Origin of the sequence: Enterococcus pallens ATCC BAA-351 (assembly GCF_000407485.1) — a bacterium.
Lineage (GTDB): Bacteria > Bacillota > Bacilli > Lactobacillales > Enterococcaceae > Enterococcus_A > Enterococcus_A pallens.
On sequence record NZ_ASWD01000003.1, the window covers coordinates 228,212 to 240,475 of the forward strand.

Genomic DNA, 12,264 nt, shown 5'->3' on the forward strand with positions numbered 1-12,264 from the left:
ACATCTACATCTTGGTTTTCGGTTTATGCTGCTTCATAGTATAGTCTGAGACAGTAATTTTGATAATGCCTGTTCGTTCAATCATCCGCTCTGGAATTTCATCGAAAGGAACCCCTTTGGCTGCGTGATCCATCAATGCATGAAGAGCCAAGCGTTTTTCTTCTATATCGCTTAATAGTTCAGCCTTACCAAAACCGATAATGCTCTCATACGCATACGAAAAACGTTCAGCTTTGTTTCCGCCCTCAATCAGTGCATGCTTGTCATCCATTTCAATTGCGACTTTTTCATCTGCCTGCAGACGGCTGATTTTCTCTCCTTGTGTTGCACCGTGTACATAAAGAATTAGCTGCTCTTCTTCCCATTTATACCCATAGTTGACAGGAACAATATAGGGATACTCTGAACCATTAAAGGCAATTCGTACCACCTGACAAGTTTCAACTAACGCTTTGATGTTTTCAAGGTCTGTGACCTGTCTTTCTTTTCTACGCATACGATTCCTCCTTTGTTGCTTCTCATTATACAAGATTAGAATTTGAAAAGAAAACTTTTTTTAAGTTAAAAAAACTGAAAATTGGTAAATCAAGGATTACAAAATATAGTAGATAAAACCTTTATTTATCAAGGTTTTTTTCCTTTTCATTCGTTGTTTTTTAAGCTAGAATAGCCATGTAAATATTCGTGAAAATTCCAACAAACTGAAAGGCGTGTTTCTATTTTGTTTGATGCAATTATTTTTGATGTCGATGATACCCTTTATGACCAGCAACAGCCCTTCCGCAATGCCGTCCAAAAAGTTTTCCCCCATGTCCAATGTTCCGACATGCATTCCTTATATATCCGCTTTCGAGTGCATAGTGATGAGAATTTTAACAAGGTGATCACCGGCGACTGGACACTGACCTACATGCGCAACTACCGCATTTGCCGTTCATTGGAGGAATTAGACTATCCTGCTATTTCTGATCAAGAAGCGCTGGCTTTTCAACAGGTCTATGAGGAAGAATTGGATGCTATCGTCATGCACCAAGAAATACGCAGAACCCTCGACTTCCTGCAGAAGCAACAGATTTCTTTAGGTATTATTACTAACGGTCCGACTGATCATCAACACAAGAAAATTATGCAGCTGGATTTATTAAACTGGGTCCATCCTGATCATGTCATTATTTCTCAAGCGACTGGTTACGAAAAACCCGATAAAGAGATATTTAAACTAGCAGAGAAGCAATTTGGGCTGATACCAGAACGAACCCTGTATGTAGGCGATAATTTTGACAATGACGTCGCTGGGTCAAAAAGCGCCGGTTGGAAGGCTCTATGGTTCAATCATCGCCAGCGTAAATTAGCTAAAGAAACCTTGCCAATTCATGATCTTGAAATCACTTCCTTTGAGGAGCTGTTACCAGCAATTAAAGGACTGGTTCAAACGAAAGAATTCCTTTGTAATGCCTAAAAAAACCTTAGAGAAACCCAAGCCATTTTGTCGGCTTTCATTTCTCTAAGGTTTTTATTCGTTTTCCATTTCTTGCTTCCGGTATTTCTCCATTTTCTTGCTGAATAAAGCACCGTTTGAAGGGGGCGTATAGGTAATTGCATTAGCACCTGCTTTAATGGTTTTGGCGATGGTTTCTTCATCCGGACCACCAGTTGCCATAATCGGCAAATCCGGATAACGTTCTCTAAAGTATTTCACCGTGTCAACCGTATCTTTGGCTGCACTAATATTAATAATCCGGACACCTGCTTCAAGCTTTTCATCAATTTGAGAATGGATTGACGTTACCGTACTGACTACTGGAATATCTATCACATCATTGACTGCTCGAATGGTATCTACAGGCGTGGGGGCATTTACTACCACACCTAGGCTGCCTTGCGCTTCGGCAAAAATACTCATAAAAGCTGAGCGTTGACCATGAGTCAGACCGCCACCAACACCGGAAAAAACCGGAATGTCAGCTGCTTCAATAATACTTTTAGTAATGGCTGGATGCGGGGTAAAAGGATAAACAGCAATGACCGCATCTGCATCCGTATTGCGGATAATCGCAATATCCGTAGTGAAAATAATTGATCGTATTCTCTTACCAAAAACCATCAAGCCAGTGGCCTGTTGAATCACCTTTGGTACACGAACAATATCACTTCGCAGTTCAGTCATAATCTCAGGTACACTGTGTTTCTCCATCTAAAATTCCTCCTCTCTCAACACCTGGTACGACCAGTTTACTATGGTTGATCGTACTGCGACAAATTATATGTTTCTATCACACTTATAATTTTTTGCGCATAGGTGGGATCGGTGGCGTAGCCCGCATCCTGCAAGGCTTGAGCAGCTTCCTGGTAGTTAGCCGCCGTTAAAACTTTCTCATAAAGACCGGGATTCCAGGTGGTTCCATTCACAAAAAGCAAGGTGTGGTCATCCATGGAAGCCTCCCAAGAATCATACACTCGAAAATCTCCTTGAATAGTTACCCAAGCCTCATTGACATACTCCTGTGTTTCCAGCGTGATCTTTGGCTGATTGCCATAGGCCTTTATCCCAAATAAATTATTGTATTGACTGGCTAATGAGGATTGCCCCCAATTCGACTCTAATATCGCTTGCCCTAAAATAATACTTGGCAAAATCCCATAGCCCTGCTGCAATTGCTTAGCATGGGGGGCTAAACGCTGGATAAATTCCTCATGAGTCATTTGTTCATTATTGGCTGACTGTTCGACAGCATGTTCTGATAACGTATGTAAAGAAAAAACGAAAGCAAGGCCGATTAACAGCAGCCCAGCAAAAATGAAGGGCATAGACAGCTTGCGCTTTCGTTTCTTATATTTTTTCGTCGGCATAGTGCCTCCTTAATTTGACGACAACAACTTCAAGTATTCCTCTAAAGTTAAGTTATTCTTCGTTATATATTCAGCATTTTCCTTGCCAACATAACGAATGTGCCAAGGCTCGTAAGTGATTCCGGTGATGTCTTCCTTCCCGTCTGGGTAACGAATAATAAAACCATACTTAGGTGCATTTTCGGCAATCCACTTGGCTCCTGCCTGACTTCCGTAAGAAGCATCCAGCACTTGACTTGAGTAATTGTTGTACCACTCTTGATCGACAATATCGACAGCTAAGCCAGTATGGTGTTCACTATAACCAGGCTCAGTGATCGTTTCCTTGGTCTTAGCAATCGCATCCGCCTCAGACAAACCTTCACTGCTCATTAAGCTGTTTACATTGGTGCTGAAAACCTCCTGCTGAGCTGCTACCGAACGATACGCAGATATTACGACCAGTGGAAAGCCCGCTTCAGTAGCGGCGGCCGAAAAAGCTTCATAATCAGAAGCAATTCGACTGTCCACCTGATGACTATTGTCAGATAGCGTAGTTAGTTGACTCTCATCAATTTCTTGATCAATTTTATTTTTAGGACCTACTAGTACTAAATCCCATGAATCCGGATCGGCTTTAGGCAAATCACTAGGCGTTGCTTTTTTCTCTGATGATTGTTCAAAGGTATATGTGGATGCTGGAGTAACTTTCCCAGCATTTGTGTCCGTCTCTTTGCCGCTGTAAAACAATGAATAGCCAGTCATTCCAAACATGGCAATCATGGAAAGCAGTCCAACTGTTTTTTTCAAGTGAAAAATCCTTTCATTAATCCTCTAAAGAAGTATAGGTTTCAGTTAAGTTCTCATTTACCCAATCCAACAAAGCAGTTTGCGTTTGAGAGCTTTCAATTTGGTTTTGAACCCGAGCTGGCAAACGGAAGCTTAAGATATCATTGTAGCCCCAGCTATCATAATCAATCGTTACTCTTAAATCAATGTAGTCCTGCTTCTCTTCGTCGTTTTTATTCTTATAAGGAATTAGCTCAACTTGGCCCAAGCCGCAGGCAATCCATTTTTGAGCTACGATCGTCTTCATTTCCCGATACTCCGCAACCGCGGTTGGGCGCTTTTCTGGGAATAAAAAGGTTTGACGGATGACTTTTTGATTCAACATCCATTCGTAGTCACTAAACAGATTTTTGATTTTTTGGTTAATTTCTGGCGGAAGATTGTTGTTTCCCTGCTTCCATTGCTGCCACTGAGCTTCTTCAATTCCTAGATAATTGTGGTAAAAGTCCTCTTCCGATTGAAATTGCTCTAAAATGGTGTTCAATACTAAGTCTAAATAAATTGGATTCACAGAAAATCCCTCCTATATTATTTTACTGATCGCGGCTGAAAAAGACAGTGCTTTACCCGAATGATTGAAATAATTTAAGAATTATTGCATCCCTTCAGCTGCGATAAAAGAACGCGGTTTGCTTGTTATTCGGTCTGAACAAGTCTATTATAACATTGTACTTATACTTTTATTAAGCATATGAAAAGGAGATTTTTTATGGAACAACTTGAATGGGGCATTGTCGGGTTAGGACAAATTGCTCATGAATTTGCGAAAAGCTTTGATCAAACCACCAGCCGATTGACTGCCTGTGCTTCTCGTACCCTTGAGAAGGCGGAAAAATTCGCCCAAGCCTACCATTTACCAAAAGCCTTTGGCAGCTATGAAGAAATGCTGGCAGATCCAGCTATTTCTATTATCTACGTTGCTGTACCTAATCGTCAACACCTTCAACACATTTTGCAAGCCTTAAATGCCGGAAAACATGTGTTGTGTGAAAAAGCGATTACCATGAACCGTCAAGAGCTTGAGGAGGCAATGGCTCTAGCTGAGCAAAAAGGACTGATTCTAGCCGAAGCGATGACCATTTTCAACATGCCGTTGTTCCATGAGCTCCGTTCTCTAATTGACACTGGTAAGCTTGGTAAACTAAAAATGATCCAAGCACCTTTTGGCAGCTACAAGGACCCAGATCCTACTAACCGTTTCTTTAACCCAGAATTAGCTGGCGGCGCTTTGCTAGATATTGGTACTTATGCGGTTTCCTTTGCCCGCTGGTTCATGTCTGCTCAGCCAAAAGTGGTGGCTTCAACTATGATTCCCTTCTCGACGGGTGTTGATGAGCAATCCGTGACGATTTTACAAAACGAAAAAAATGAACTGGCTTCTGTCAGCTTGACCTTCCAGGCAAAAATGCCGAAAAAAGGCATCGTCGCTTTTGAAAATGGCTATATTACAGTGGATGATTATCCGCGAGCTGATAAAGCCGAACTCTTCTTCAATGATGGCACCAAAGAGTTCATCGAAGTCGGCTCTTCCTTTGAAGCAATGAATTACGAAATTGAAAACATGGTCAAGGTAATCAACCATGAGTTGCCAAACCAATCGTTATACTTTACCAAAGACGTGATTGATCTGCTGGATCAGATGACACAAGCCTGGAATTCTTAAGACGTGATTTTTTCACGTCTTTTTTTGATAGTTTTTTGACTGAGATTCCGTTAAACTAATAGTAAGAAGATAAAAGGAGGAACCCCTCATGCATTTTGGCCGTTTCCGTTTAGGGATGCGGACATTCAAAACAGCACTGGCTGTAATGATCTGTATCCTTCTTTTTCATGTGTTGGATCGCGGCAGTCCGCTGATTGCAGCTTTGGCGGCCGTTTTTTCCTTGCGGCAGGATCTGAACACTAGCTTTTCTTTTGGCCGATCACGGATTTTAGGCAATTCCATTGGCGGTTTGCTGGCACTGATTTATTTTTACATACAAGCTTTCTTTGAAAATGATTTTTATGTGGAATTAACAGTTTTGCCGCTTTTAGTGATTTTGGTGATCGTGATCTCAGATGGGATTGGAAACAATTCTGGGATTGTTTCGGCGATTGCTACCATGCTGCTGATTTCCCTTAGTATCCCTCAAGGCGAGTCAACAATTTATGCTTTAAACCGGGTATTAGACACCTTCATCGGTACAGTTATTGCCATTTCTTTAAATGGCGTCGTAACCCCGCCAAAGGTCGAAAAGGAGCAGCAGATTAAAGAGGATCTTGCAGAATTAAAGAAAAAAGAAGCCGGACTTTCCGAGATGCTGGAAAAGGTTCGCAAACAAATTGAGGACCAGTCAAAAGACTGATCCTTTTTTGTTTTTCAAATACTATTCGTTTGCCTTCAAGGCTTCAATCATATTGATTTTTTTCAACTTGAAGTACATCAAAATTCCAACAATTAAAGCAAAGAATAACGTAATCAATGCTGAATAAAGATAACTCACCGGCTGTATATCTGGTGAGAACATCGTGACATCCAGCTCGACGGTTTTTAGAATGTAGCGATGTTCGATTTTTCCTAAGAACATCCCGGCAAAGATTCCTATTAACGTCAGCAAAACATTTTCCCGATAAACATAAGCTACAACCTCTTTGTTGTAAAAACCTAATACTTTAATCGTCGACAGTTCGCGGATTCGCTCAGAGATATTGATATTGGTCAGGTTATACAGCACGATAAAGGCCAATAAGCCTGCCGATACGATCAGCACCCACATAATGACGTTCAGACTTTCCACTGTATCCTTCAAGGCATTTCGTGATTCTGACAGGAAGGCCACACTGATTACCTTGTCACGTCCCATTAGCTGCTGGCCAATCGTGTTTTCCTGACTGCTGCTTGGCTGTTTGTCAAACAGCAGAAGATCGGTATTGTAATCTGGTACTCGGTTAAAGAGTTGATCGTAATACTTTGGTGTCATATAAATAAAATGTCCCACGTAATTTTCTGCGATATGAGCAATTTTCACCTTATACTTTTCCCCATCTGTAGCCTTAATCGTTAAGTTATCACCTGGCTTCAGCTCAAACAGCTCGGCCAGTTTTTCATTAATGATGACGCCCTGATCTGTCAGCTGATAGGTTTTCTGACTGGTGCGATCATTAAAGGAAATGAAGGAATCCAGCTTTTTGCTGTCTTCTGGCACATGCAGAGAAATTTCCTGCTGGTTCACTTCGCCAGTTTCAGCAGTAAACATCTCAGTAGACATACCTAGATGATCCTTAAAACTTGAAAGCTTATCCAGCTCCTGCTGATAATCAGTTTTTTCTCGCTGAGACAACGGATCACTAAAGACCACCGTTCCTTGATACTGCAAAATATTGTCAAACTGAATCGGTACAATATCTCCAATGGAATCCCGCAAGCCAAAGCCAGTAATCAGCATTGACATACAGCCAGCAATACCTAAAATCGTCATCAGCATCCGCTGCTTGTAGCGGAATAAATTCCGCATCGTGACCTTTTGGATAAAAGTTAAACGCGACCACAGCGGAGTTACTCGTTCCAGCCAAATTCGTTTACCCTTTTTCGGTGCCCGCGGCTGCATTAGCGTTGCCGGGGTTGCCTTCAAATCATAGCGCAGAACAAACAATGCCGTGCCAACTGAACAAAGTAAAGCTACCAGCATAGCAGCAACTGCATAACTAAGATACCAAGGCGTAACCACCTGGTTTAAATTGTAAAGCTGACCGTAGGCATTAAAAATAATCGTCGGCAGCAAATAAAAACCTACTGACAAACCTGCTAATCCACCGATGCCACCAGCTAGAGCTGCATACAAAATAAATTTCAAGGAAATTTCTCGATTCCAATATCCTAAGGCCTTGAAGGTTCCCAGCTCGCCTCGCTTCTCCTCCACCATTCGAGTCATCGTGGTTAAAGTAACCAGGGCCGCGATTAGGAAGAAAATCAGCGGGAATACCGTCGCTAAAGAAGAAATTCGATCCGCATTGTCTTGGTATTCCTTATAGCCAGGATTATCATTGCGTCCTTGCACTGTGTACTCCAACTGGTCAAGCTGAGCTAACGCTGCTTCTTTTTCTGCGATTTCCTTTTGCGCCTTCGCTAAAGTGTCTGAATTGGCAGTCTCCAAAGCCTTTTGACCTTCATCATAGGTTTTCTGTGCCTGATCCAGCTGCTGCTTAGCCTGTTCTAGCTGTTCTTGTCCCTGTTTCTGACTAGCTGCCAGTTCTGTTTTAGCTGCTTCTAGCTGTTGGGTACCAGTGGCCAGCCACTGTTCCAGCTCATCAATTTGTGCTTGATGTTCCCTCAGTTCCTCAGGGGTAGGAAGTTCGGCAGCCAAAATTTGTTGATTTTCTGTCCATTGGGCTTCCAGTTGGGTTACCTTGGGCTGCAGCTGCTGAATTTCAGTGTTGATGTCTGTTAAATGCTGGTTAGCAGTTGTTTGAGCCTGCTGCGCATTTTGCTGCTGAACTGCCTGAAGGACGTCGCCGAATTTTTGAGCGTCCAACTGTTGAGCGATACTCTGCAGCTGTTCCATAGTTCCTTGGGCTGCCCGATCACGAATTTGCTCCAGCTGACTTTTGGCAGTCGTCAGCTGATTCATTTCTGATGCAGCCTGATCTCGTTGTGCTTTTAACGCATCCGTTTGTTCAGTAGCTTGCTTTTTCCGTTCTGCTAGATTTTTCAGCTTGCCGAGCTCTTCTTTTTGATCAGTTAACGCTTGCTGCTGCGGCGCTAAAAGATTTTCCCGCTCATCGATTTGGGCCTGCGCCTCTTGACTTTTAGCCTCAAATTCCTGCTGACTAGCAGCATATTCCTTTTTACCGGTTTCTAAACGCTTTTGAGCTTCACTTAGCTGCTGGGTCTGTTGCGCAGCTTCAGTTTTCCCTGCCTCCAGCTGAGCTTTAGCTTCATCGATCTGCTTTTGGTTGCTTTCCTTTAGTTCCTGCAGCCGTTTTGCACCATCATCTTTTAAGCTATCTTCAGTTTTTTCCTGATTGCTTTCCCAGCGATCCTTGTAGGTATCCGAATAAGCAGTAACACCTTTTAGGTTTTTATACTGCACCAGCACCTCTGAAAAAACCGACTGCTTAAAGTTTTTCGGCGACATAATCGCAAAGAAATCAATCATTCCTTTGCCGACAGTCGTATTGCCCCGCGAAAAATTTTCAATATACTGGGGACTCTCCACAAAACCGACTACAGTCAATTCTTTGTTAACAAAAGAATCCTCGTGACCGTCAATTACAAAGTTATCCCCTGTTTGATAAGAATGATTGGTCTCTGCAATTTCGTCCAAAGCAATTTCCTGATCATTTTTTGGCAACCGTCCTTTGACCACTTTTACACGATTCAGTTTCTGATCCTGATCATAGCTGTAAAGTCGGATTGTCTGGTCCTTGTCCGCCAGAAAAATATCTTGAAAATAACGTCCCTCGGCATAAGCCACCTGATCCATGTCCCTCACATCTTCAAGAGACGCCTCACTCATCCCTAATGGTGTGAAAATTTGAGCATCTGCCAATTGCTGCTTCTGATAATAATCATCGGCGGTTTGAACCATATCCGGTCCGGTAGCGCTTAAGCCAACAAAAAAAGCTACCCCTAGAAAAACAATTCCTAAAATCGATAAAAAACGCGTTTTGGAACCAAGAATTTCCCGCAGGCTGGTCCGCCATAAAACTTTATTCATCTTATCGTCTCCTTACCACTGAATCTCATCGATCGAAAGAGGTTTATCATTCAGCTCCTGGCTGCGGACCTTGGCGTCATTAATTCGAATAATACGGTTAGCCATCGGAGCAATTGCTGAATTGTGCGTAATAATTACCACCGTTGTACCATAATTTCGAGCGGTATCTTGTAAAATCTTCAGTATTTGTTTGCCTGTTTCAAAGTCCAACGCCCCAGTTGGTTCATCACACAATAACAGCTTCGGTCGTTTTGCCAAGGCTCTAGCAATTGTCACCCGCTGCTGCTCGCCACCAGAAAGCTGTGCTGGGAAATTATCCATCCGACCTTCTAGCCCTACAGAACGCAGTACTTCAGCTGGATCTAAAGCATCAGAAACAATTTGTGAGGCCAGCTCAACGTTTTCCTTAGCCGTTAAATTCGGCACCAAATTATAAAACTGAAAAACAAAGCCCACGTCATTGCGGCGATACGTAGTTAATTCTTTATTGTTAAACGCCGCTATATCCGTACCATCCACAATTACTTGGCCTTCATCGCAGCTGTCCATGCCCCCTAAAATATTCAAAACGGTTGATTTTCCAGCACCACTAGGCCCTAAAATCACCGCAATCTCACCCTTTTCGATAGTGAAGGTAATTTTGTCATTGGCATGAATCACCGTTTCTCCCATCTTATAACGTTTGGTTTCATTAATTACTTCAATATACCCCATGTCCTGTCGCCTCCTCCTTATTAGTCTACCATAAGGAAACAAAAAAGACCTCGCGAACCCGAATAGGCTCTACAAGGTCATAAAAAAACTCGACCCTTTCAGATCGAGCATTTGTTTTTAACTATGGTAGCGTTCTACACCGTCTAAATAAGTTGCTTCTAATTCCATGTTTGGTTGCAACACGATGAAATCAGCAGCTCTGCCTTTTGCGATCATGCCGCAGCGGTCGTCAATCTTACAGCTGACAGCTGGTACATAAGTTGCCATCATGATTGCTTCTTCAGGTGTCGCAATGTTCCAGTCAACGACATTTTTGATGGCTTCCTTCAGCTTCAAGATACTTCCAGCCAAATTACCGGATTCCAAACGAGCTGTGCCTTCTTTTACAACAACTGGAAATTCCCCTAGATTATAATTACCGTCTGGCATACCACCTGCCATCATGCAGTCAGTGATTAATGCCACATGATCATGTCCAGCTTTTTCCATTAAAATTTCAGCTGCTTGGGGATGGACATGGTGTCCATCACAAATCAACTCAGAGAAAACATGCTGCAATGACAGCAATGCACCAACCATTCCAGGTTCACGATGATTTAATCCGCGCATTCCGTTATAAGCATGAACGAAAACACTTGCGCCTGCTTCAACTGCCGATTGTGCTTCTTCCAAAGTAGCATTTGAATGTCCTAAAGCGACCACAACACCTTCATCTGTCACGGTTTTGACAAACTCCTCTACACCTTTACGTTCAGGTGCCAAGGCAATTTTTTTAATTAAACCGCCAGATGCTTCTTGCCATTCGTTAAAGGTATCTACATCTGGATCACCAAAATAACTTGGGTTTTGCGCCCCTTTATGTTCTTCAGTAAAGAAAGGTCCTTCAAAATAGATTCCTTGAATTTTTGCCCCGGGTACTTCCTGATACGTTTTTCCGATAGTTTCTGCAACATCCTTTAAACGTTCCTTAGTAGAAGTTAATGTTGTCGGTAAGAAACTAGTTACGCCACAGGAAAGAAGTCCTTCAGACATTACCTTCAAGCCTTCTGCATCATTGTCCATTACGTCATGATTTTTAAAGCCGTGTATATGAGTATCTACAAGTCCTGGTGCAATCCATTTGCCAGTTTGGTCAATTACGTTTGCTTCTGAATCAGGCAATTCTTTCGTATAATCACCAAAAATTCCATCTGTGATTTCTAAATAACCTGCTTCTTTTACGCCGGATTTCAAAAAGAATTTGTCCGCATAAATAAATGTTTTCATCCTTAAGCGCTCCTTCTTACTTGATACTTTAAAGGTACTCCTGATCAGTCAATCTGTCAAGAATGGTGTAGACCATTTAAAAGAAATCTCGTAATTTGGTCGTGGCATTTAACCACTCACGATACTGCTGAGCCTTCTTGTCTTCACCAATCATTTTTAAAACCGTCATTTTTAAGGTGAACAGCTCATTCAATTTATAACAGCTGGACTGCTGCTGGTTCCAACGCAGCCCCAAGTCGATGATTCTTTCAGCCTGCTGAAACTCATTATACTCTAATAAAAACAACGCATAATCCAAGAATAACTCACTTAATTCAATCTTTTCAGTGTAATCACACATCGTAGTCTCAAACAGTTCAATACTCTTAGTGTAAAGCCTGCGTGCTTCCTCATCTTTGTCCAGTTGATTATTCATCTTAGCAGCAAAAGCCATTAATAAAATCTTACTGTCAAAGTACCCTTGGTATTTCTTCGAGACTAAGATGTCCAAGCCTTTTTTAGTATTTTCTAGCGCATGTTTGGGATTGCTGTCTAAATAAAAGGCACAAACCGCCTTGAAATAATAAAACTGCTGCAGATCTTTATCTAAAACAATCCGCCGCTTATCCTCCAAGTAATTCACAATTGCCTGAATTTCAGCAAAACGCTGATGACGCATCAGAAAATACATCTTTTGAAAATACTTCCGCAGCAGCAGCTCCTTTGGTAAAAAATCCACCATCAGCTGATCAATTGTAATTCCTAAACGTTGGCAAAGCTGTTGCATCACCAGAATATTGGGAATTTCCTCATTGTTCTCGATTCGACTTAACACACTTTGTGAACAAATGTCCCGTGATAAATCTTTTTGTGTCATTCCATGTTCTTTACGGAAGTCTTTTAAGACCTGTCCAATGGATTCCATGTCCGA

At 42.0% G+C, this 12,264-nt stretch carries 12 protein-coding genes; 3 read left to right on the plus strand and 9 right to left on the minus strand.

What is annotated here, in order from left to right; translation table 11 throughout:
• Positions 1–4: 4 nt before the first annotated feature.
• Positions 5–496, minus strand: coding sequence for a pyridoxamine 5'-phosphate oxidase family protein (locus I588_RS13645; protein ID WP_010759333.1), 492 nt, complete (start codon positions 494–496; stop codon positions 5–7).
• A 225-nt stretch (positions 497–721) separates the two neighbouring features.
• Between I588_RS13645 and I588_RS13650 the strand changes: the two genes are divergently transcribed.
• Positions 722–1,459, plus strand: coding sequence for an HAD family hydrolase (locus I588_RS13650; RefSeq protein WP_010759334.1), 738 nt, complete (start codon positions 722–724; stop codon positions 1,457–1,459).
• A 54-nt stretch (positions 1,460–1,513) separates the two neighbouring features.
• Here I588_RS13650 and I588_RS13655 read toward each other — a convergent pair whose 3' ends face one another.
• From I588_RS13655 to I588_RS13670, 4 genes are read right to left on the minus strand one after another with little or no spacing between them, the layout of a single operon-like run.
• The gene (locus I588_RS13655; RefSeq protein WP_010759335.1) at positions 1,514–2,194 is read right to left on the minus strand and encodes a hypothetical protein; all 681 of its coding nucleotides are present in this window, start codon (positions 2,192–2,194) and stop codon (positions 1,514–1,516) included.
• A gap of 41 nt (positions 2,195–2,235) precedes the next feature.
• Complete coding sequence (locus I588_RS13660) at positions 2,236–2,850, minus strand: glycoside hydrolase family 73 protein (RefSeq protein ID WP_010759336.1); 615 nt, start codon at positions 2,848–2,850, stop codon at positions 2,236–2,238.
• A 9-nt stretch (positions 2,851–2,859) separates the two neighbouring features.
• A complete protein-coding gene (locus I588_RS13665) occupies positions 2,860–3,639 on the minus strand; it encodes a M15 family metallopeptidase (RefSeq protein ID WP_034694365.1) in 780 nt (259 codons plus the stop codon).
• Positions 3,640–3,655: 16 nt separating this feature from the next.
• Positions 3,656–4,189, minus strand: a complete 534-nt coding sequence (locus I588_RS13670) for a hypothetical protein (protein WP_010759338.1) — start codon at positions 4,187–4,189, stop codon at positions 3,656–3,658.
• Between the two features lie 180 nt (positions 4,190–4,369).
• Here I588_RS13670 and I588_RS13675 point away from each other — a divergent pair, with 180 nt between their 5' ends.
• Together I588_RS13675 and I588_RS13680 are read left to right on the plus strand one after the other, a co-directional pair.
• Positions 4,370–5,341, plus strand: coding sequence for a Gfo/Idh/MocA family protein (locus I588_RS13675; protein WP_174316938.1), 972 nt, complete (start codon positions 4,370–4,372; stop codon positions 5,339–5,341).
• Positions 5,342–5,429: 88 nt separating this feature from the next.
• Positions 5,430–6,023: an FUSC family protein gene (locus I588_RS13680; RefSeq protein ID WP_010759340.1), complete on the plus strand. Its 594-nt coding sequence runs from the start codon at positions 5,430–5,432 to the stop codon at positions 6,021–6,023.
• Between the two features lie 21 nt (positions 6,024–6,044).
• Here the strand turns inward: I588_RS13680 and I588_RS13685 are convergent, their stop codons facing one another.
• From I588_RS13685 to I588_RS13700, 4 genes are all read right to left on the minus strand, one after another.
• A complete protein-coding gene (locus I588_RS13685) occupies positions 6,045–9,374 on the minus strand; it encodes an ABC transporter permease (RefSeq protein ID WP_010759341.1) in 3,330 nt (1,109 codons plus the stop codon).
• Positions 9,375–9,386: 12 nt separating this feature from the next.
• Positions 9,387–10,088, minus strand: a complete 702-nt coding sequence (locus tag I588_RS13690; RefSeq protein WP_010759342.1) for an ABC transporter ATP-binding protein — start codon at positions 10,086–10,088, stop codon at positions 9,387–9,389.
• A gap of 117 nt (positions 10,089–10,205) precedes the next feature.
• The gene (gene nagA, locus I588_RS13695; protein ID WP_010759343.1) at positions 10,206–11,354 is read right to left on the minus strand and encodes an N-acetylglucosamine-6-phosphate deacetylase; all 1,149 of its coding nucleotides are present in this window, start codon (positions 11,352–11,354) and stop codon (positions 10,206–10,208) included.
• Between the two features lie 76 nt (positions 11,355–11,430).
• Positions 11,431–12,258 (minus strand): helix-turn-helix domain-containing protein, encoded by an 828-nt coding sequence (locus tag I588_RS13700; protein WP_010759344.1) that lies wholly within the window; start codon positions 12,256–12,258, stop codon positions 11,431–11,433.
• Positions 12,259–12,264: the final 6 nt, after the last annotated feature.